General features: G+C 45.2%; 19 protein-coding genes, 16 tRNA genes and 1 pseudogene. 29 read left to right on the top strand and 7 right to left on the bottom strand.

What is annotated here, in order from left to right:
* Nucleotides 1-3: 3 nt before the first annotated feature.
* The 16 genes from QOS07_RS05340 (at nucleotide 4) to QOS07_RS05265 (ending at nucleotide 1,389) form a co-directional block, all read left to right on the top strand.
* A tRNA-Gly gene (locus QOS07_RS05340) sits at nucleotides 4-75 on the top strand.
* Between the two features lie 16 nt (nucleotides 76-91).
* Nucleotides 92-177 (top strand) — tRNA-Leu (locus QOS07_RS05335).
* A 6-nt stretch (nucleotides 178-183) separates the two neighbouring features.
* Nucleotides 184-257: transfer RNA gene (locus QOS07_RS05330), tRNA-Arg, on the top strand.
* Nucleotides 258-263: 6 nt separating this feature from the next.
* A tRNA-Pro gene (locus tag QOS07_RS05325) sits at nucleotides 264-337 on the top strand.
* A 24-nt stretch (nucleotides 338-361) separates the two neighbouring features.
* Nucleotides 362-435: transfer RNA gene (locus tag QOS07_RS05320), tRNA-Met, on the top strand.
* A 16-nt stretch (nucleotides 436-451) separates the two neighbouring features.
* Nucleotides 452-525, top strand: a tRNA-Ile gene (locus QOS07_RS05315).
* A 39-nt stretch (nucleotides 526-564) separates the two neighbouring features.
* Nucleotides 565-652, top strand: a tRNA-Ser gene (locus QOS07_RS05310).
* An 8-nt stretch (nucleotides 653-660) separates the two neighbouring features.
* Nucleotides 661-734: transfer RNA gene (locus QOS07_RS05305), tRNA-Met, on the top strand.
* Nucleotides 735-737: 3 nt separating this feature from the next.
* Nucleotides 738-812: transfer RNA gene (locus tag QOS07_RS05300), tRNA-Asp, on the top strand.
* A gap of 5 nt (nucleotides 813-817) precedes the next feature.
* Nucleotides 818-890, top strand: a tRNA-Phe gene (locus QOS07_RS05295).
* A 12-nt stretch (nucleotides 891-902) separates the two neighbouring features.
* Nucleotides 903-973: transfer RNA gene (locus QOS07_RS05290), tRNA-Gly, on the top strand.
* A 12-nt stretch (nucleotides 974-985) separates the two neighbouring features.
* A tRNA-Ile gene (locus QOS07_RS05285) sits at nucleotides 986-1,060 on the top strand.
* 2 nt (nucleotides 1,061-1,062) lie between these two features.
* Nucleotides 1,063-1,151, top strand: a tRNA-Ser gene (locus QOS07_RS05280).
* Nucleotides 1,152-1,155: 4 nt separating this feature from the next.
* A tRNA-Glu gene (locus tag QOS07_RS05275) sits at nucleotides 1,156-1,227 on the top strand.
* Between the two features lie 9 nt (nucleotides 1,228-1,236).
* A tRNA-Met gene (locus QOS07_RS05270) sits at nucleotides 1,237-1,310 on the top strand.
* 4 nt (nucleotides 1,311-1,314) lie between these two features.
* A tRNA-Asp gene (locus tag QOS07_RS05265) sits at nucleotides 1,315-1,389 on the top strand.
* Nucleotides 1,390-1,597: 208 nt separating this feature from the next.
* Here the strand turns inward: QOS07_RS05265 and tnpC are convergent.
* The 4 genes and pseudogenes from tnpC to QOS07_RS05240 form a co-directional block, all read right to left on the bottom strand.
* Nucleotides 1,598-3,139: pseudogene (gene tnpC, locus QOS07_RS05255) on the bottom strand (IS66 family transposase).
* 71 nt (nucleotides 3,140-3,210) lie between these two features.
* On the bottom strand, nucleotides 3,211-3,567 hold the full coding sequence (tnpB, locus tag QOS07_RS05250) for an IS66 family insertion sequence element accessory protein TnpB (protein ID WP_098045482.1): 357 nt from the start codon (nucleotides 3,565-3,567) through the stop codon (nucleotides 3,211-3,213).
* The gene (locus tag QOS07_RS05245) at nucleotides 3,557-3,745 is read right to left on the bottom strand and encodes a hypothetical protein (RefSeq protein ID WP_283587950.1); all 189 of its coding nucleotides are present in this window, start codon (nucleotides 3,743-3,745) and stop codon (nucleotides 3,557-3,559) included. The genes tnpB and QOS07_RS05245 overlap by 11 nt, the downstream gene beginning before the upstream one ends.
* Before the next feature lie 91 nt (nucleotides 3,746-3,836).
* Nucleotides 3,837-4,331 carry a hypothetical protein gene (locus QOS07_RS05240; RefSeq protein WP_283587949.1) on the bottom strand — a complete coding sequence of 165 codons (495 nt, stop codon included), beginning with the start codon at nucleotides 4,329-4,331 and terminating at the stop codon, nucleotides 3,837-3,839.
* 205 nt (nucleotides 4,332-4,536) lie between these two features.
* Between QOS07_RS05240 and spxA the strand changes: the two genes are divergently transcribed.
* The 4 genes from spxA to QOS07_RS05220 all read left to right on the top strand — a co-directional run bounded on the left by spxA (nucleotide 4,537) and on the right by QOS07_RS05220 (nucleotide 8,256).
* Nucleotides 4,537-4,938: a transcriptional regulator SpxA gene (gene spxA, locus QOS07_RS05235; RefSeq protein ID WP_283587948.1), complete on the top strand. Its 402-nt coding sequence runs from the start codon at nucleotides 4,537-4,539 to the stop codon at nucleotides 4,936-4,938.
* A 141-nt stretch (nucleotides 4,939-5,079) separates the two neighbouring features.
* Nucleotides 5,080-5,766 carry an adaptor protein MecA gene (locus QOS07_RS05230; RefSeq protein ID WP_283587947.1) on the top strand — a complete coding sequence of 229 codons (687 nt, stop codon included), beginning with the start codon at nucleotides 5,080-5,082 and terminating at the stop codon, nucleotides 5,764-5,766.
* Nucleotides 5,767-5,815: 49 nt separating this feature from the next.
* Nucleotides 5,816-6,841: a competence protein CoiA gene (locus QOS07_RS05225; protein WP_283587946.1), complete on the top strand. Its 1,026-nt coding sequence runs from the start codon at nucleotides 5,816-5,818 to the stop codon at nucleotides 6,839-6,841.
* Nucleotides 6,842-6,870: 29 nt separating this feature from the next.
* Nucleotides 6,871-8,256 (top strand): C69 family dipeptidase, encoded by a 1,386-nt coding sequence (locus QOS07_RS05220; protein ID WP_283587945.1) that lies wholly within the window; start codon nucleotides 6,871-6,873, stop codon nucleotides 8,254-8,256.
* 206 nt (nucleotides 8,257-8,462) lie between these two features.
* Here QOS07_RS05220 and QOS07_RS05215 read toward each other — a convergent pair whose 3' ends face one another.
* On the bottom strand, nucleotides 8,463-9,098 hold the full coding sequence (locus QOS07_RS05215) for a DsbA family protein (protein ID WP_283587944.1): 636 nt from the start codon (nucleotides 9,096-9,098) through the stop codon (nucleotides 8,463-8,465).
* 151 nt (nucleotides 9,099-9,249) lie between these two features.
* On the opposite strand from QOS07_RS05215, the gene QOS07_RS05210 reads away from it, so the two are divergent.
* Genes QOS07_RS05210 through QOS07_RS05200 form a run of 3 tightly spaced genes read left to right on the top strand, consistent with a single transcriptional unit; the run spans nucleotide 9,250 to nucleotide 11,627 of the window.
* Nucleotides 9,250-9,915, top strand: a complete 666-nt coding sequence (locus tag QOS07_RS05210) for a GTP pyrophosphokinase (RefSeq protein WP_283587943.1) — start codon at nucleotides 9,250-9,252, stop codon at nucleotides 9,913-9,915.
* A 3-nt stretch (nucleotides 9,916-9,918) separates the two neighbouring features.
* Nucleotides 9,919-10,734 carry an NAD kinase gene (locus QOS07_RS05205; protein ID WP_283587942.1) on the top strand — a complete coding sequence of 272 codons (816 nt, stop codon included), beginning with the start codon at nucleotides 9,919-9,921 and terminating at the stop codon, nucleotides 10,732-10,734.
* Nucleotides 10,734-11,627: an RluA family pseudouridine synthase gene (locus QOS07_RS05200; RefSeq protein WP_283587941.1), complete on the top strand. Its 894-nt coding sequence runs from the start codon at nucleotides 10,734-10,736 to the stop codon at nucleotides 11,625-11,627. The genes QOS07_RS05205 and QOS07_RS05200 overlap by 1 nt, the downstream gene beginning before the upstream one ends.
* A gap of 101 nt (nucleotides 11,628-11,728) precedes the next feature.
* Here QOS07_RS05200 and QOS07_RS05195 read toward each other — a convergent pair whose 3' ends face one another.
* Nucleotides 11,729-12,757: a lactonase family protein gene (locus QOS07_RS05195; RefSeq protein ID WP_283587940.1), complete on the bottom strand. Its 1,029-nt coding sequence runs from the start codon at nucleotides 12,755-12,757 to the stop codon at nucleotides 11,729-11,731.
* A gap of 104 nt (nucleotides 12,758-12,861) precedes the next feature.
* On the opposite strand from QOS07_RS05195, the gene QOS07_RS05190 reads away from it, so the two are divergent.
* The 3 genes from QOS07_RS05190 to QOS07_RS05180 all read left to right on the top strand — a co-directional run bounded on the left by QOS07_RS05190 (nucleotide 12,862) and on the right by QOS07_RS05180 (nucleotide 16,726).
* Nucleotides 12,862-13,719, top strand: coding sequence for a methyltransferase domain-containing protein (locus tag QOS07_RS05190; RefSeq protein ID WP_283587939.1), 858 nt, complete (start codon nucleotides 12,862-12,864; stop codon nucleotides 13,717-13,719).
* A gap of 166 nt (nucleotides 13,720-13,885) precedes the next feature.
* Nucleotides 13,886-14,395: a tRNA (cytidine(34)-2'-O)-methyltransferase gene (locus QOS07_RS05185; protein ID WP_283587938.1), complete on the top strand. Its 510-nt coding sequence runs from the start codon at nucleotides 13,886-13,888 to the stop codon at nucleotides 14,393-14,395.
* 12 nt (nucleotides 14,396-14,407) lie between these two features.
* Entirely contained in the window at nucleotides 14,408-16,726 is a 2,319-nt protein-coding gene (locus QOS07_RS05180; RefSeq protein WP_283587937.1) for an FtsK/SpoIIIE family DNA translocase, read from the top strand.
* A gap of 141 nt (nucleotides 16,727-16,867) precedes the next feature.
* Here QOS07_RS05180 and QOS07_RS05175 read toward each other — a convergent pair whose 3' ends face one another.
* A complete protein-coding gene (locus QOS07_RS05175) occupies nucleotides 16,868-16,987 on the bottom strand; it encodes a DUF4044 domain-containing protein (protein WP_283587936.1) in 120 nt (39 codons plus the stop codon).
* 124 nt (nucleotides 16,988-17,111) lie between these two features.
* Here QOS07_RS05175 and QOS07_RS05170 point away from each other — a divergent pair, with 124 nt between their 5' ends.
* The 3 genes from QOS07_RS05170 to rsmH all read left to right on the top strand — a co-directional run bounded on the left by QOS07_RS05170 (nucleotide 17,112) and on the right by rsmH (nucleotide 18,986).
* A complete protein-coding gene (locus tag QOS07_RS05170) occupies nucleotides 17,112-17,465 on the top strand; it encodes a hypothetical protein (RefSeq protein WP_283587935.1) in 354 nt (117 codons plus the stop codon).
* 127 nt (nucleotides 17,466-17,592) lie between these two features.
* Nucleotides 17,593-18,021: a division/cell wall cluster transcriptional repressor MraZ gene (gene mraZ, locus QOS07_RS05165; RefSeq protein WP_283587934.1), complete on the top strand. Its 429-nt coding sequence runs from the start codon at nucleotides 17,593-17,595 to the stop codon at nucleotides 18,019-18,021.
* Nucleotides 18,022-18,038: 17 nt separating this feature from the next.
* Entirely contained in the window at nucleotides 18,039-18,986 is a 948-nt protein-coding gene (gene rsmH / locus QOS07_RS05160) for a 16S rRNA (cytosine(1402)-N(4))-methyltransferase RsmH (protein ID WP_283587933.1), read from the top strand.
* Nucleotides 18,987-18,992: the final 6 nt, after the last annotated feature.

Here is an 18,992-nt window from a genome sequence, read left to right as displayed (position 1 = left end):
TATGCGGAAGTAGTTCAGTGGTAGAACATCACCTTGCCATGGTGGGGGTCGCGGGTTCGAATCCCGTCTTCCGCTTTGCCAGTTCTATAATGCCGGGGTGGCGGAATTGGCAGACGCACGGGACTTAAAATCCCGCGGTTAGTGATAACCGTACCGGTTCGATCCCGGTCCTCGGCACTTTTTGCACCCATAGCGCAATTGGATAGAGTGTCTGACTACGAATCAGAAGGTTGAAGGTTCGACTCCTTCTGGGTGCATTTTTTCGGGAAATAGCTCAGCTTGGTAGAGCACCTGGTTTGGAACCAGGGGGTCGCAGGTTCGAATCCTGTTTTCCCGATTCTAATATAAATATATTAGCATTCGCGGTGTAGCTCAGCTGGCTAGAGCGTCCGGTTCATACCCGGGAGGTCGAGGGTTCGATCCCCCCCGCCGCGATTTGGCTGGCTGTTTTGGACCTTTAGCTCAGTTGGTTAGAGCAAGCGGCTCATAACCGCCCGGTCGTAGGTTCGAGTCCTACAAGGTCCATCGGGCATTAGCTCTGATGAATCTATACATTTTTATTATGGAGGATTACCCAAGTGGCTGAAGGGGGCGGTCTTGAAAACCGCTAGGCCGTGAGAGCGACGCGAGGGTTCGAATCCCTCATCCTCCTTTTATTATCGCGGGGTAGAGCAGTCTGGTAGCTCGTCGGGCTCATAACCCGGAGGTCGTTGGTTCAAATCCAGCCCCCGCAATTTGGTCCGTTGGTCTAGTTGGTTTAGGACGCATCCCTGTCACGGATGAGATCACGAGTTCGAGTCTCGTACGGACCGTATTTGGCTCGGTAGCTCAGTTGGTAGAGCAACGGATTGAAGCTCCGTGTGTCGGCGGTTCGATTCCGTCCCGCGCCATTGGCATATAATGCGGGTATAGTTTAGTGGTAAAACCACAGCCTTCCAAGCTGTTGTCGCGAGTTCGATTCTCGTTACCCGCTTTATAGTTTTATGGGCCTATAGCTCAGTTGGTTTAGAGCGCACGCCTGATAAGCGTGAGGTCGATGGTTCAAGTCCATTTAGGCCCATTGGAGAATTACTCAAGTTGGCTGAAGAGGCGCCCCTGCTAAGGGTGTAGGTCGCGAAAGCGGCGCGAGGGTTCGAATCCCTCATTCTCCGTTATGACCCGTTAGTCAAGTGGTTAAGACACCAGCCTTTCACGCTGGTATCGTGGGTTCAAATCCCGCACGGGTCATCTTATTATCGCGGGGTAGAGCAGTCCGGTAGCTCGTCGGGCTCATAACCCGGAGGTCGTTGGTTCAAATCCAGCCCCCGCAATTTTGGTCCGTTGGTCTAGTTGGTTTAGGACGCATCCCTGTCACGGATGAGATCACGAGTTCGAGTCTCGTACGGACCGTTGTTAAGGCATTACTGTTGGTAATGTCTTTTTTGTTTGGCTAAAGATCATGTTTCAAACTTAAAAAGGGACGGTGGCAAAATATCTTGCCATCATCCCTTTTACGTTTGAAATTAGTACCAGTTTTAGGTAAGCAGTCAATAACGATACGTATTGAAAATAAATGAAAGGGCGTGAGCCGCGGCTTTTTACGGTTCACGCCCTTTCTCTAGTTATGACATACTTGTTGCACTTCTTCTGCCCACGGTAAAAAAGCCTCAATGTCGCTCCTTTTCTGGTTGGGTAGTCGATCAAACAGGTATTTGAAATACTTATATACATTTAGTTTATTAATTTTTGCTGTTGCAACTAACGTGTAATAAATCGCATTGGCTTCAGCTCCACGAACGCTTTTCGCAAACAAGCAGTTCTTACGAACCAAGGTTGTAAAACGGATCTCTCCTTCTAGCGAGTTATTGCTTAGGGGGATTTGTCCATTTTAAAAAATCCGATATACTCTTGTCCGAAGCTTTAAGGCATTCTTGATGGCTGCACACAGCCGGCACTGTGGTGAAGTGATACTTCCCAAGTACTGGTAAAACCTATCAAGCAACGGCTTCACATGAGTAATTCTTTGCTGCCGCTTTTCCTTTTCAGTTTGATATACTAATTCGTTTTCCTTATGGAAAACGGCCCCGAGTAGTTTTACCGCATGGAGAGCTTTCGAATACTTTAATTGCTTCTTACTCAGTAATTTAGTGATTCGAATAAACTCCCGACGAATATGAACTAAGCACGAGCCAAATCGGGCATTGGGATATAAACGATTACTGTAACCGCCATAGCCATCACACATGATAAAGCCCGGATAGCCCTGTCCGATAATATCGCCAATTACTTTTCCTGAGCGTGTATTACGATAGTGAAAAATCACCATCTGATGACGACTAAATTCGCTCGTGGTCTTGGTTGCCCAAAAATAGCTGGTATTTTTAGCTTCGTCAATGACCTTAAATGGCGTTTCATCCATTTAAATTACGTTTTCACCTTGCATTAATTGGGTTAACCGTTCATACAGTGGCTTCAAGTATGTTTGACTAACTGTAATGATATTAGTGGCGAGTTGACGACCGCTAACTGGCAAGCCAACGGCTTGCCAAAGCTTTACTTGTCGATGAAAGGGTAAAGCTAAGGCAAATTTATATTCAGCTACTTTAGCCAAAACACTACTGGAAACATAACTGTGAGGCAATAATGATTGTGGCATCTGGCTACTAATGATCATATCTTTACCATCTTCGTCACAGTCATTACATTTATAGCTTTCTTGGTATAAATTCACACAGTACAACTCGGCAGGCTTTAGCCGGACTTCACGGCTATACAAATGATTACCAATCTTTTTCATCTGTTCATGGCACTTTGGACAATCCGTATTAGTTAAATGAATCGTCTTATCCACTTGAGGTAAACCATCCAAAAAAGCGGTCCGCTGACCAGAAGACTTGGCTTTCCGGTGACGCACCACTTGTTTTGTCTGCTTTTCAATCACTTCCGTGATTGAAACATTAGAATCTTGCAGCTGAGCTAGTTCATCATCACTAAACAATGATTGCTGACCATCAACTACGGACTCAATTACTTCAGTTTTTTCCCCAAACATTTGGTTTTGTTGAAGCTTAATAATCGCTGTCAACTTATTAACCTGATCCTTCAAGGCTTTGATCTGCTGCTTAAGCTCTCGATTCTCTTCTACTAAGCTCTTACTCATAGTACGTCACCTCCCTTTAAATTATTCTTCGGTAATTATATCAAAGAACAACGGTTTTAAACAGAGGTAATTCAATAAAGGGTACCTGGTTGGGCAGCTTTGATCCGACGAACTGGCAACGGGTTTAATCCTTTCAGTAACCAATCCAATTGCCTGGCTGATAATTCTTTAGCTTCACTACTATGTCTTGGCCAGCTCAAATGACCATTCTCAAAACGCTTATAGAGTAAAATAAAGCCTTCACCGTCCCAAAGTAACCCTTTGAACCGATCATTACGTGACCCGCAAAAGAGGAACAGAGAATTATCGTATAACTCTAGTCCATAGTTTTCCGCGATAACCATCGCCAGCCCATCAATTCCTTTACGTAAATCAGTTTTCCCGCAAACTAGATAAACATGGTCTGGATCGTGCCAGTTAATGAGCATAACGCACCACAGCCTTTACAATCTCGGCCGCAAGGCTGGGATTGGTGCCTTTGAAAATTGTTAATTGGATATTTCCAGCTTTCATTTTAACGACTGGTTGCGATGAAATTTTAACCTTACTAACCGGCTTACCTTTGGCTTTGAAAACGGGTGCCACAATATCATGCTTCTCTTCCATAAAGAAATCCTCCTGTACTGAATCTTATGTTTTCAGTATAGGGGGATTGGTCGACCGCGCCTAGACGTATTGTTATTGACTGCTTACAGTTTTAGTAAATTGACCGATAAACTTCATCATAGTAATAGTTATCGGAACCCATTGTTGTAAAGCTAGTTAAGTTGCTGAAAGATTCACTGTTCTTCCATGCTGTTAGGTCTTCAAAGCTATTCCATGCTGTCAGTAATACAAGCGTAGTACTTTCAGCCTTATTTGCAACAGAAGTCATCAAACCGGCATTCATATTGCCTGGCTTGTCAGCAATCACCTTTTGTAAACTATTGTATAAAACTTGTTGCCGGTCACCATTTACTTGAAATGATTGGTAATAGAATAAACCATCGTAACTACTGTTAAGTGTTTCATCTAAAACGTTTAGTACAACCGGTGTCTTAAAAATAGTATCTTGGTTTGACAGGTCAAATAGTGCGAGCTTGTTGCTATGCGTTGAAGCTTGCATTAATTTAAGCTTACGGTCAGGGTTGTTATCAATGATTCCCTGTAAAATCTGGCGTGAACCAAATGTGAAGCTAAGTTTTGTTAACACGGGAATACCTCCTCAAATAATAGTCAATTTCAATTATAGTACACTTTATCGCGGACATAGAAAATAATTATTAAGGAAAGGTAATTTTACTTACAAAAAGTCAAGGAATTTGCCGAGAACCCTTTTATCACTAGATAGAACATAGTATAATAATATCGTATTAATGAATGTCGTTGTAAGAAAGAGAAAAGGAGGCTTTTACTTAATGGTTACTCTTTATACGTCTCCAAGTTGCACCTCTTGCCGTAAAGCTCGTGCTTGGTTGCAAGAAAACAACATTCCTTTTGAAGAACGTAATATCTTTTCTGAACCCTTATCAGTTGATGAAATCAAGAACATTTTGCGGATGACTGAAGATGGTACGGAAGATATTATTTCTAAACGTTCCAAGGCATATAAGAATCTAAATGTTGATTTAAATGCAATTCCAATGAAGGCATTGTACAAGCTAATTAGTGAAAACCCCGGCTTATTGCGGCGCCCAATTATTATGGACGACAAGCGTTTACAGGTTGGTTACAATGAAGATGAAATTCGTCGTTTCCTACCACGGAAGGTCCGGGAACTCGAGCTTGCAGAGGCTCAACGAAAAGCAGACTTAATCTAAAAAATCAAATGAGACTGGGAAGACAATGAAGTTCTTCCCAGTCTCCTGTTTTTTCCAGCTTTGTTATTATTACAACGCTTTACTTTTAGATGAAAACATTTAAAATGGAAATAAGTATTTTAATTAAGGAGGTGCTGCGTTTTGGAAATGGAAAGAATCAATGAGAATACAATTCGTGTACTAATCAGTAATGATGATTTAGATGCACGAGGGATAACGATTCTGGACCTCCTTGGTGACCACCAGCAGATTGAGGATTTCTTCTACAGCATCTTACGTGAGGTGGATACGGACCACCAATTTACTGACAATGATTCAGTTACCTTCCAGGTTATGCCTACCGGAAATGGACTAGAACTTTTCATCAGTAAAAATAGTGCCAACGAAAAGCTAAATAGTGAGAACAATGAGCAGATTGCTCAGTATATCAAGCAAAATATCGCTGATGCGCGTCAAGCAGCCACTCACGACCAACAGCCTGACAAACGGCAGACAAGTATTAACAGCGATGGTGCAGCTCCGGAAGAGATTCCGGCTGCGCCCCGTTGGCGGGTTGTAATGTTTAGTTCATTTGAAGACCTAATCGACTATGCTGGGATTCAAGAAAATACGGACCTCGTCAGTGAACTCTATAAGTACAACGATCGTTATTACCTGGCTCTATGGTATTACCAGTCGGGCGACAGTGAGAACACGATTAAGGATAACTTGGCGATTGCTTACGAGTATGGTAATCCCACCGCAACATCGGTTGACTTTCTCTCAGAGCACGCCAAAAAAATTATGTCCGGCTCAGCCCTAGAAACGATCTATCATTATTTTAAATAAATTAATACCGTTGGTTTAATCTCCCGTCTTTATTAGGTGGGGGATTTTTTTGTTAGTTGCAAATGAAAATAGTCAATTAGTGATGGCAAATAAGGCACGGGTGGGCAGTGAATATACTTGTCCTACTTGTCACCAGCCAGTCCGGCTCCGTCATGGCAAGAAAATGGTGGCCCACTTTGCACATTTGCCGGGCGCCGACTGTGTAATGAATGAAGGCGAGACAGCAGAGCACTTACTTGGCAAGCAACAACTTTTTGACTGGTTAGTTCTTCACAATTTAGCGCCAGGTCTTGAAGTTTACCTACCACAAATTAACCAGCGCCCAGATATCCTTTTTAATAATGGTGGCGTCCAGACAGCCATTGAATTTCAGTGTAGTCCGCTCAGCGTGCAACGACTAAGGGAACGGAATGGTGGTTACCGGCAGCTAGAAATAATCCCGGTTTGGGTGCTAGGGAAGCCCTACCGACGACGTTTATCACGGGCAAAAATCGCTCAATTTACCCAGGTTTTCGGTGGGCAACCAGCGATCCTTTACTGGAATACACAGCAGGCCCGCTTCGAGTACCAGCAGGGTTACTACTATTGTTCTTTTAGTAAGAAACGGCTAACTGCTGAAAGAATTATTCGTCGACAATCCTTAGCGCTTTCGCGGCCAAATGTTAGGCAAGCAGCCATTAGCCACCTTGTTTTTAGTAGTAATGTTGCACTTTCCTGCTGTCCCTTGGTGTGTCATGATACGGTGCCCAGTTGGCCGGTCACCAACAGTGAACTTATTTATTGGCGGATTGCAGTTGTATTGTATTTAGGACGTCAACCATTATTTGCAATGTGGAAAGCAAGTACGTGGCAACACCTGCTAACCCAGCTTGGTCAACCTTTTTGGCTTGATTTTACCTGTCTGGATAATGGACTAAATCAATCTGCAATTAGTTGCCTAACCACTGATCTTCAGCGGGCCGGGGTGATCAAAAAGTACTCGGACCATTTAGTACTGTGCCGGCATCCAAAATGGTTTAACAGCTTGGAAGCAAAGTTGGCCGCAATCACAGACTACTATTCCGCAATGGCATAGGGTAAAATTAAGTAAAAGGAGGCATGGTGATGAACGAACACACATGTACAATGCTATTAGCAGGAAAAAATGCAACAATCGATGGGTCAACAATTGTTTGTCGGGAAGAAGACTACGGTGATGCCTTTGACCCCCAAAAGTTTGTTTACCTTACCCCAAACCAGCAGCCACATCATTACGAGAGTAAGGGGAGCAAGTTCAAGATCGAATTGCCAGTGGCCCGGTATGGCTATACATCAACACCAGATGCTGATGATAGTGCGGGGGTATTTGGTGCTGGCGGAATTAATACTGCCAATGTTTCAATGACGGCAACCGAAACGATTACCTCTAATCCGCGGATCCGGGCAATCGACCCCTACAATACGGAGGACGGGATTGGTGAAGAGGACTACCTAACCTTGGTACTGCCATATATTTCATCCGCACGTGAGGGTGTCCAGCGGCTGGGTAAGTTATTGGAGCAGCACGGAACGTATGAAGCTAACGCAATTGCTTTTGGTGACCAGCAAGAGGTTTGGTACTTTGAAACAATCGGTGGCCACCAGTGGGCAGCAGTCCGGGTGCCGGATGACTCATACGTGATTGCTCCTAACCGGTTAAATATTGCTGATTTTGACTTCGATTCACCTGATACAATGTGTTCGCCCCAGTTGCAAGAATTAATCGATGACCACCAGCTTAATCCAGGACGGCACGGTTATAACTTCCGGTTGATCTTTGGCAGCGCTACTAACCAGGACCGGGTTTACAACAATCCACGTGCTTGGTATGTCCAATCCCAGCTCGGTGGGGGACGCGCGATAAGTAAGCCAACCGATTACGACCTGCCGTTTGCTTGTGTACCGGATAATAAGCTGACGGTGGAAGTAATTAAGCAAGTGATGAGTTCGCATTACAATGGTACTTCCTATGACCCGTACCAGCAGGAAGCAGGACACCCGGCACTATTTCGTTCAATTGCGTTAAACCGGAACCTGGAATTGCACATTCTCCAGATTAGAAACGGGGTAGATAAAAAGATTGCCGGCGTTCATTGGCTTGCATTTGGTCCTAATACTTTCAACGCTCTTGTGCCATTTTATGCTAACGTCAATGACACACCTGCAGCATACCGTGATACCAAAGCGCAATACACGCCGGATAATATGTACTGGCTGGTTCATACTTTAGCAGCACTTGGTGATCGTGATTACCGCCGGGCCCAACCATTAGCTGAACAGTGCAGTGAAGATGTGCTGGCACTTACCCGTCAGTTACAAGTTAAAACTGACAAGACCATTAGTAGTGATAATTGCCAAGCGGAACTAACTGCGGTTAACCAACAAATGGCTTCTATCGCCATGCAGAAGCTGACGGACCTGCTTGGTAAGTTTGTTGCGCAGGCATTCCATGATGAACGACTACAATTTTAAAAGAAAGAGCTCGTGACAAAACTAAGCTTTATCACGGGCTCTTTCTTTTAGCTCCGAATATTACAGAGATATTGCGTGCCACAAGCCAGGACCTCGGTGTGTCTAGTTACGGACGATTGCTAGGCGTCCTATGCTAGACATACCAGATAGGCTAACTGCGTGTTGCAGGCCCTAACCGAGTTGTGTCACAGCTCCTTATTCATAATTTAATTACTTTTAATAATTCTAAGTGTATGTGGGTGGTATTGTTTGGCGAAATCCTGAACAGATTGGTGGGGGTTGAAAGTATGGTTGCGGTAAGACTCAATCAGGGTCTCATAGTCAAAATGGGGCATGAGATAGCCGTAGTCTGGCTCCTTTGAATCATAAACGATTGCCGTTGCAGTCCTGGTAATACCAAGTGAGTTGGTCATTGCCTGGTCCTTTTTAAATGCTTCTTTGGCAATCTTCGAGTGGCGATCTTCCATAAACATTTCAAGATCAAGACCGCTTTTATCAGCAACGGTGCGTGCTAACTCGTCGGAATAATGCCAGCCCTTCTTGACCATCTCGTTTTGGAGAAGAAGGAGGTAGCGCCGACCACGCCGACCACCCTGGAAGAGGGCCGCCTTGTAGTCCATGATTACCTGGTGTAATGTATCAGCAACTTCTTGCCGGACTGTTAAACTACAGCGGTCCAACTTGTATAACTCAATCGTATCCGTAATGGTCTGCATGTTAAACATTGGGATAAACTGGTAGGAGATCTTAGTATTCAAATTTTTGTCCACCCGGAGAACGTCATTTTCGCACCGAAAACACCGCATTCCTAGTGGGTTCACGAATAAGTGAATCTCAAGCATTACTGCCCCTCCGATCGTTATAAGTAACGTTAACACCTGTTATTGTGACAAATCCCCCCTCTTTTGTAAAGTAATTTGTTTTGGCTGAAATTCTCTGTCCTTAAGCGAAAGTATGCTAAAATAGGATCGAGATTTAACGGGAGGCTAGATTATGATTGAAAACTGGCAGCACTTTTTATTGCCATATCAACAGGCCGTCAATGAATTAAAGGTTAAGCTACGGGGGATGCGGAAACAGTACCAGGATGAAGAACAGCATTCACCCATTGAGTTTGTCACCGGGCGGGTAAAACCGGTCGATAGTATCAAGGAGAAAATGATCCGGCGTCACGTTCAAGAAGACCGCCTGGAACAGGATATGCAAGATATTGCTGGCCTGCGGATTATGTGCCAGTTCGTTGAGGACATTTACGAAGTCGTTGACCTTTTGCGCCAACGGAGTGATATGACGATCCTTGAAGAACGGGATTACATCTCAAACGTTAAGCCAAGTGGTTACCGTTCCTACCACATTGTCATTGAGTACCCAGTACAGTTGATCACTGGTGAAAAACGGATCCTCGCAGAGATTCAAATTCGGACGTTAGCAATGAATTTCTGGGCAACCATTGAGCACTCTCTGAACTACAAGTATAAGGGGGCCTTCCCGGAGGATTTATCGGCCCGCTTGCAACGGTCAGCAGAAGCTGCTTTCCGCCTGGATGAAGAGATGTCTGAAATTCGGGAAGAAATTCAAGAAGCACAAACGCTGTTTTCGTATAAGAAGTCTACACAAAACCAGGATGATGATGGTGGTCAGGACCACCAAAAGGAGTAACAAATGAAAATCGGGATTTACAATAATGAATCAGCTGAGTCACAACGGGTAACCAAGCTTCTCCGTGACGAAATTGAGCGGACGGGGCTGGACCATGATGAAAAACAGCCTGACGTAGTAATTACGATTGGTGGGGATGGAACGCTCTTGTCTGCTTTTCACCACTACATTGACCAGTTAGATCGGATTCGCTTTGTCGGGATCCACACCGGACACCTAGGATTTTATACTGACTGGCGGAACTTTGAAATTGATGACCTGGTTGATAGTTTGGTACAGGATAGTGGTCAGTCGGTTTCCTACCCGCTACTTGATATGCATGCGGTTTATTCTGATGGAACGGTTGAGAGTTTTATTGCATTAAACGAGTCAACAATTCGAAACATCACTAAGACAATGGTCTGTGATGTCTACATCAATAACCAGCTATTTGAAAACTTCCGGGGAGATGGCTTGTGTATTTCCACCCCAACTGGTTCGACCGCTTATAACAAGTCTGTTGGTGGGGCGATCATGGATCCTAATAGCATTGGCTTCCAACTTGCCGAAATGGCATCTTTGAACAACCGTGTATTTAGAACGCTGGGTTCCCCAATTATTTTTGGTGCAGACACCAAGCTGATGCTTCGCCTACGTGACGCAAACGATCACGTGATGACCTGTGACCGTGACCAAATGCGGTTGAAGAATGCGGAAGGTAAGCGGCACTTATTAGAAGTTTCCTACCAGGTTTCCAAAAAGCGGATTTACTTTGCTCGCTACCGTCACACCAACTTCTGGAACCGGGTAAAGGATTCCTTTATTGGCGGTGCCAAGTAATGGAGTTTACATGGCAATATGACCACCAAACACCCCGGAAGTTAAGGTCGGCGTTGCGGATGAGCGGGGTTACTAGTTCGCTGATGAAGGTGGCAATTTTCCATGGCGGTCGGATGCTGATCAATGGTGAACCGAAGTGGGCAATTGACATGGTCCACCAGGGTGACAAGTATTCAATCGTGATTCCACCGGAAGAAGCGAACGATCACGTTGATGAATCGTCGGCGCCAATTGAGATTGCTTATGAAGACCGTGACTTCTTAGTTTTAAATAAGCCGGCAGGGGTGGCGACGGTTCCTGCGCACAATGTTGCGGTAGCTGACAGTCTGGTTAACCGGGTAAAGTATTATTACCGCCAGCAAAATTATGAGAATCGCGTTACCCACGTGGCCACTAGGTTAGATAAGGATACCAGTGGTTTGGTAGTGTTCCCGAAGCACCGGTTTGCCCATGCTGTTTTGGACCGGCAATTGAAGAAACACCAGGTAAAGAAAAATTACTATGCATTAGTTACCGGGCAATTGCATACTAGCCATGGCTACATTGATGCGCCTATCCGTCGTGACCCTGATTCCTTTGTCAAACGCCAGGTTGCGCCGGATGGGAAGCCCTCGGTCACTGAATACTGGTTGGAAGAGGCTGGCGACAACCAGTCCCTGGTTAAAATCCGTTTACACACGGGGCGAACCCACCAGATCAGGGTTCATTTTAGTTTCCTCGGCCACCCCTTGGTAGGGGATGAGATGTACGGAGCACCAGCGGCAAAGGGATTAATTAACCGGCAGGCCCTTCATTGTTACTGGATGCAGTTTTATAGTCCCTTTAAGCAGGACTGGATTACAGTGGAGGCACCGGTTCCGGCCGATTTTAAACGAGCACTTAGAAAAGAATAACCATGCTTTTCCGCGATATTTTTGTAATATTTGGAGCAAAAACAAGGACCCGTGACAAATGAGTTTTGTCATGGGTCCTCTTATTTTTAATCGATTATGACTTAGTTGAAGCGTTGAACACAAACCGGTTCAGGGCAAGCAACATCCTTTTGGAGGAGGGTTAACTTACCGCTGTTTGCATCACGCTTGTAGAGGGTAAGGTTGTCAGTGTTCTGGTTAGAGGCAACCAAGTAGGATTCATCGCTGCTAAGGTTGAAGTCCCGTGGGAAGTCACCTTCAGTGGAGATAGATTGAATGTGCTTAACGGTGAAGTCGGGTTGGACTTCAAAGACAGCGATCGTGTTTTCACCACGGTTGGAAGTGTAGATGAACTTCCCATCCTTTGACATCCGAATGGCTGCAGCACCGTTATGTGCAGTCCAGTCAGCCGGAATCGTCTTGATTGTTTGCAGGTGTTCAAAGCTGGCATCGTTAGCATTGTACTTTAGAACCGCGAGCTTACTGGACAATTCACCAAGGACGTAAACATACTTACCGTTTGGGTGGAAGATCAGGTGACGGGTACCGAAACCAGGTTCAAACTTAAACCGGGAAACAGCAGTCAGCTTGCCATCATCAGCAACGTCATAAACAACAATTAAGTCCATTCCCAAGTCGCAGACGATCAGGCGTTGATCCGGTGTCAGGTCGGCGTAGTGAACGTGGGGAGCTTCTTGCTCTGGTTCAGGACCGGTCTCACCTTGGTGGGTAACGGTGTCAAGGAGTGTCAGCTTGCCATCTTCAGCAATTTTGAAAACTTCAACCTTGGCAGTATGGTAGTTAGCGCTGTAAAGCAGGTGCCGTTTTTCATCAAGGCCAACGTAAGCAGGTGCTGGACCTTCTTCTAAGACCGTGCTGATGGTTTCTGACTGACCGTTTGCTAAGGAATAAGAAGCAACACCGGCTTGGTCATCGACCTGCTTAACGGCGTAAACCCGTTGCATAGGGCCAACCTGCAAGTAAGCTGGCTTTTGAGATGGGATTGCTAACTTAACATCAGTGAGTTCGCCCTTATCGGTATCCAGGGTAACCATGTAGGCGCCCTTACTGTCCTTCTTTGTATATGTACCAATTAAAAATTGTTCGCTCAAAATCAATTCCTCCTTTAAAAATGCTACCTCAATAATACCAATTCATGTTGATTAATTCTAGCTTGTGCTAAACTATTATGGAAGGATTGAGGAGAATAAATTTTATGAAGAAAAGTGAACGCCAAAAGAAGTTTGTCCAAGAAAATATTAATCTTTTTCGCTGTCCAACCTGCCAGGCGCCAATGGCCAGGGTAGTAGACAACAGCATTGTTTGCCAGAATGGTCATCAGATTGACTTTAACCGCCATGGCTACCTCCATTTTTTAACTGGGGCGGCAGAAACGGAATATGGTCGAGAAATGTTTTGTGCCCGGCGGCAGTTGCTGGAAAGCGGCCTCTTTACGCCAATTATTAAGGAGGTAGCAGGGGTGCTTCCTGATAAACCGTTACGACTTTTAGATGTTGGAACTGGTGAGGGAACGCCACTGAAGCAACTAGTGTCCCTCCGCAAGAATGACCGTGACGTAATGGTTGGTTTTGATATTTCAAAACCAGGGATTACCCTTGCAACTCAGTTGGGGCTACGGGCATTCTTCTGTGTTGCTGATTTACGGAAACTTCCGTTCAACGACCAGCGCTTCGACGCACTGGTCGAGTTATTCTCGCCGTCTGACTACCGCGAGTTTAACCGGGTACTGGCACCGGGTGGCTGCTTGATTAAGGTTGTTCCCAATTCAGGTTACCTGGCGGAGCTTCGGCAATTACTTTATGGTAAGAACCAGGCAAAGTCACACTATGATAACCAGCGGGTAGTCAACCTGTTTAAACAGCATTATCCAAATTGTCAGCTTAAACAGGTGAAGTACCAGTTCACAATCCCAAGCGGTCAGCAGGAGGCGTTGGTAGAGATGACGCCTCTGCACTGGGGAAAAGGAGCAAGGCAGCTAACTGCTAAAGAATTAATGACGCTAACTAGGGTAACGGTTGACGTGAGCTTATTGATTGCTAAAAAAGGCGAATAATATTTGCACAATGCATTAAATCGTGTTAAATTATTAGTCAGAAATCGTTTAGCAATTGATATCGAACAGATTCGTTAGTAATTGCTAAGGAGTACTTCATTAAAGCAGCGTTTCGCCGTGCCCACACCGAGACCCTGCTTTTTTTATTTTCTTGAGGAGATTTACTATGACTAACCACATTGTCTTGTTTGAACCACTTTTTCCGGCTAACACGGGGAACATTGCCCGCACCTGTGCCGGGACTAATACTGAACTACACTTGATCAAACCGCTGGGCTTCTCGACTGATGATAAGCATATGAAGCGGGCCGGGCTTGATTACTGGGATAAGGTCAAAATTACTTACCATGATGATCTTCCTTCATTTATTGCGACGGTTCCGGACCTGAATAAGCTATATATCGTATCAAAATTTGCCAATCATGACTACACCGATGTTGATTACACAAGTGATGGTGACCACTACTTCCTTTTTGGTAAAGAAACCACTGGTCTGCCAGAGCAGTTTATGCGTAAGTATCCGGATAACGCAATTCGGATTCCACAAAATGATAACAACATCCGGGCGTTAAACCTTTCAAATAGTGCAGCAATTGTTATTTATGAAGCTTTACGTCAGCAAAACTTTCCTCAGCTGGCCCGGGTACATACCTACCATTTTGATAAGCTGAAGTAAGGAGGGGGGATAATGGCGAGAAAAAGACGCTCATCGTCACGTCGTTCATCCAGTCGCAAGCCGCGGAAAACAAGTAGTAAGAAAGAAGCACGACTAGTCAATAACTTGGTCGGGTTAATTGTTACCCTGTTAATGGTGCTGGGATTAACCAGCTTAGGGGCACTAGGCACCGTAATTGCCAACTGCTTCCGGGTACTTTTTGGCGTAAGCTATCCCGTCGCGATTATTACCGTCATGCTATTTTCACTATCATTTACTTTTTACGCCAAGTGGCCGCGTTTGCGGGCCCGGTGGATAATCGGTTACCTAGTTACTTATCTCGGGCTCCTTTTATGGCTTCACGTCCTAATGGTGAACCAAGTTAACATTCATTCCAATTTTGTAGCGGTAACGTGGAGCAACATTGGTCGGGTTATCTTTAATGGCGACACAACCGTCCCAACTGGTGGTGGGATGATCGGTGCCTACCTTTACACATTAAGTGAGCTATTAATTGCCCGGGTGGGGACCGCCGTTCTTGCCTGGCTCCTCATGATTTTAGGGGTTGTTATTTTATTTGCTTTGCCATGGCGGAAATTCTTAAACCTCGTCGGACTAGCAATCAAGAAGGCTGGCCTGGGCATTCAAAAAGCGGGACGTTCAGTTCGTGATTATGCTGACCAACCGGCAGTTGATCCCAACGTAACAACCGCTGGTAAAGCAGCAACGGATGAGAAGCCGCTTCCTGAACCGGTTGCCGACCGAAAGAAGGCCGTTGAAGTAACGGTGGAAAAGCCGACGCCCGCACCGAAGATCACCGTTGCCAGCACTAACCAGGAAGATACGCCGACTGACGTTACGGATAAACCAGCGGCCGACGATTTACCGATGACGGGGGTAACAGCACAAGAGGACAAGGATTACCAGCTGCCACCATTGGACTTATTGAGCAAGGTAAAGGCGGCAGACCAGCAGTCTGACCTTAAGGACATCAAAAAGAATACCCGCACGTTGCAAACGACGCTCCAATCATTTGGGGTGGATGCAACCGTTGAAAATGTTAACCTGGGGCCGTCGGTGACAAAATATGAACTCCGGCCGGCAGTCGGGGTGAAGGTTAGCCGAATTACCCACTTGGCCGATGACCTTGCATTAGCATTAGCGGCAAAGGATATCCGGATTGAGGCACCGATTCCTGGTAAGTCACTGATTGGGATCGAGGTGCCGAATAAGCAGGTTGCAACGGTCGGCTTCTGTGATATGTTTGAGGCAGCGCCACAAGATGACCACCCATTAAATGTTCCGCTAGGACGGACAGTAACTGGGAATGTTGAAATGGCAGATTTAACGAAGATGCCGCACTTGCTGATTGCTGGTGCAACCGGGAGTGGTAAGTCAGTAGCCATTAATGTTATCCTGACGAGTATCCTACTTAAGGCAAAACCACACCAAGTTAAGCTCTTATTGATTGACCCTAAGAAAGTAGAACTAAGTGTTTATAATGGTATCCCCCACCTGCTGAGCCCGGTTGTTTCCGAGCCAAAGAAGGCGGCCCGGGCGCTGGGAAAAGTTGTTGGGGAAATGGAACGCCGTTACGAGCTCTTTGCTAAGTTTGGTGTACGGAACCTAGCTGGTTATAACAAATTAGTTCGTGATAATAATGACCAGGAAGAAAGCACCGCTCAGCCAACGCTGCCGTTAATCCTAGTAGTAGTTGATGAATTGGCTGACTTGATGATGACCGTTTCTAATGATGTTGAAGATGCAATTGTCCGGATTGCCCAGATGGGGCGGGCGGCAGGAATCCACATGATTCTTGCTACCCAGCGGCCATCTGTTGACGTTATTACGGGATTGATTAAGGCAAATGTGCCATCACGAATTGCATTCGCGGTTTCCAGCGGAATTGATTCACGGACGATTTTAGATACCAATGGGGCTGAAAAGTTACTTGGCCGTGGGGATATGCTATTTGAACCGATTGACCAGAATAAGCCGACGCGGGTCCAGGGGGCCTTTATCTCGGACCATGATGTAGAAGCAGTAGTTGATTTCATTAAGAAGGAACAGCCGGCAGAATATGATGAAAGCATGGTTGTTACGGACCAAGAAATGGCGACTGAGGAGCAAAAGGAGGACGAAGATGAGCTGTTCCCCGAAGCACTGAAATTTGTGGTCAGTGAACAGAAGGCATCGACTTCGTTAATCCAGCGACGGTTCAGAATTGGCTATAACCGTGCTGCCCGGATTATTGATGACATGGAGCAACGCGGCTATATCGGACCAGCTAATGGCTCAAAGCCACGGGAGGTATTTAAGCAACCAGATTCGGAACAAGAAAAAGATGATTAATAAGAACAAGGGCCCGTGACAAAACCAAATTTTGTCATGAGCCCTTGTTCTTATTATTGGATAGATTTAAACGGCTTATTTTGATGTAATGATAAACTTCCTGCTATTTAAAATTTTGACCAGCCGTTCTTCCTGGATGTTTTAGAAGGCACCTAGTGAAGCAACCGCACCGAAAATCAATGAGCCAAGCATGGCAATCAACATTAGCCAAATAGCGACCATTGTAATCTTCTGAAAACGGGTTTTCTTCTTATGTTGCATTAATATCCCTGCCTTTCAGCTTTGTTAACTCCTAGTAGTTTACCGCAAGTTACTATCTGATTTCAAACAGTGAGGAAAGTTTATGGTAAACTAAAGGAAATTAATTTGGGGAAGGAAATAAAGCGTGTCTATTAATTATCAACGAATTCTCCTACAGTTACTAGTTATTTTGATTTATGTGGGAATCAGGTATATCGTCAGCCGGCTCTTTCACGGTAAAAGAAAATTAATTATTTGGCGGATACTAACCACCTTTTTATTCTTTGCCTTAGCGTTTTGGAACTTTGGCTGGTACTGGATTGCCTATCCGGTTGCTATCTGGATGGTACTGGCACTGATCTTGATTGCGGTTCAGGTGGCCCACAACCATGAGTTCTTATACCGGCGTTATTGGCCAGTTTTCTGGCACTATTCAATGTTCATTGCGGTACTGTCATTTGTGGCATCACTTTTTTCCGGATTTCTTCCATTAATTTAATAATAAAAATAATTTAAAGCGATAGTTAAATTTCAATTTGATTATCGCTTTTTTGTTGTAATGCCATGGTGAGAAGTGGGGGAATGTGGTAGACTAGTCCTATGAAGTGGTAAAAGGGGGTGTTAGCATGCTAATGGGTGAATACAAACACGTGATTGACTCTAAAGGCAGGCTAATCATCCCCGCAAAATTTCGCGGACAACTTGGTGAAACATTCGTCATCACCCGGGGACTTGATGGCTGCCTTTTTGGTTACCCCCAAAATGAATGGCAGACACTAGAGGAAAAGCTGAAGACGCTCCCCCTAACAAAACGTGACGCACGGGCCTTTGTCCGTTTTCTTTATTCTGCGGCCACTGAGTGTGAACTTGATAAGCAGGGGCGGGTTAATATTCCTCCCGTTTTGCGCCAGCATGCCTCCTTGAAGAAGGACTGTGTGATTATTGGCGTTTCAAACCGCTTTGAAATTTGGAGCGGTGAACGGTGGTCTGACTACTCAGCTGACACTGCTGATAATTTTGACGAAATTGCAGAAGACTTACAGATTGACTTTTAATGAAGGGAGGGTCCATCGTGGCCTCATTTAACCATGTAACAGTATTATTAAATGAAGCAGTTGCCGGTTTAAACATTAAGCCGACGGGAACGTATGTCGATGGGACCCTTGGCGGTGGTGGACACACTAGTAAAATTCTGGGCGAGCTCACCACCGGCCACCTGTATTCTTTTGACCAGGATGAGACGGCTATTTCTTATAATAAGGAACAGTTAAAAGGTGAGATTGCGGCGGGTAAGTTAACACTAGTGGAGGACAACTTCCGCCACCTGCAAGCAGCCTTACAAAAGCAAGGCATTACAAAAGTTGATGGGGTTTTATACGACCTTGGCGTTTCCTCACCGCAATTTGATGATGCGCGGCGGGGCTTTAGCTATAAGCTGGATGCACCGTTGGATATGCGGATGAACCAAGAACAATCTCTTTCGGCAATGGAAGTTGTTAATGAATGGCCATATGAGCGGTTAGTGAAAATCCTTTACCGTTATGGAGAAGAACGTTTTGCTAAACAGATTGCCCGAAAAATAGAACAACGCCGGCAGGAGCACCCAATTAAGACCACGTTTGAACTAGTTGACGTGATTAAAGAGGCAATTCCGGCGGCCGCCCGACGCCATGGTGGTCATCCCGCAAAGAAAAGTTTCCAGGCGATTCGCATTGCAGTTAATGATGAGTTGGGTGCACTTGAAGAATCGCTAGAACAAGCTTTTACGATGCTGAATGTTGGGGGACGGATCAGTGTAATTACCTTCCAGTCACTAGAAGACCGGTTAGTAAAGACAATGTTCCGTGAACAATCATCAGTTAGTGATGACCTTCCCCAGGGGTTACCAGTCATTCCCACTGAGATGAGCCCCAATTTTAAATTAATAAATAAGAAGCCAATTTTACCGAGTGAGCAGGAATTGGCAAATAATCACCGTGCCCATAGTGCAAAGTTGCGAGTTATTGAGAAGATTAAATAGTAAGGA

This window comes from Limosilactobacillus viscerum (genome assembly GCF_947387525.1).
GTDB classification, from domain to species: Bacteria; Bacillota; Bacilli; order Lactobacillales; family Lactobacillaceae; genus Limosilactobacillus; species Limosilactobacillus viscerum.
Note: the sequence above shows the minus strand (reverse complement) of the source record. Positions and strands in the feature narration are given on the sequence as shown.

Coding starts and splice junctions, on each gene's coding strand:
- QOS07_RS05205 (WP_283587942.1), top strand. CDS start 9,919: ATGAAAATCGGGATTTACAATAATGAATCAGCTGAGTCACAACGGGTA.
- QOS07_RS05175 (WP_283587936.1), bottom strand. CDS start 16,987: ATGCAACATAAGAAGAAAACCCGTTTTCAGAAGATTACAATGGTCGCT.
- QOS07_RS05180 (WP_283587937.1), top strand. CDS start 14,408: ATGGCGAGAAAAAGACGCTCATCGTCACGTCGTTCATCCAGTCGCAAG.
- tnpB (WP_098045482.1), bottom strand. CDS start 3,567: ATGCTCATTAACTGGCACGATCCAGACCATGTTTATCTAGTTTGCGGG.
- QOS07_RS05215 (WP_283587944.1), bottom strand. CDS start 9,098: ATGCTTGAGATTCACTTATTCGTGAACCCACTAGGAATGCGGTGTTTT.
- QOS07_RS05200 (WP_283587941.1), top strand. CDS start 10,734: ATGGAGTTTACATGGCAATATGACCACCAAACACCCCGGAAGTTAAGG.
- QOS07_RS05210 (WP_283587943.1), top strand. CDS start 9,250: ATGATTGAAAACTGGCAGCACTTTTTATTGCCATATCAACAGGCCGTC.
- QOS07_RS05220 (WP_283587945.1), top strand. CDS start 6,871: ATGAACGAACACACATGTACAATGCTATTAGCAGGAAAAAATGCAACA.
- QOS07_RS05185 (WP_283587938.1), top strand. CDS start 13,886: ATGACTAACCACATTGTCTTGTTTGAACCACTTTTTCCGGCTAACACG.
- QOS07_RS05190 (WP_283587939.1), top strand. CDS start 12,862: ATGAAGAAAAGTGAACGCCAAAAGAAGTTTGTCCAAGAAAATATTAAT.
- QOS07_RS05245 (WP_283587950.1), bottom strand. CDS start 3,745: ATGGAAGAGAAGCATGATATTGTGGCACCCGTTTTCAAAGCCAAAGGT.
- spxA (WP_283587948.1), top strand. CDS start 4,537: ATGGTTACTCTTTATACGTCTCCAAGTTGCACCTCTTGCCGTAAAGCT.
- mraZ (WP_283587934.1), top strand. CDS start 17,593: ATGCTAATGGGTGAATACAAACACGTGATTGACTCTAAAGGCAGGCTA.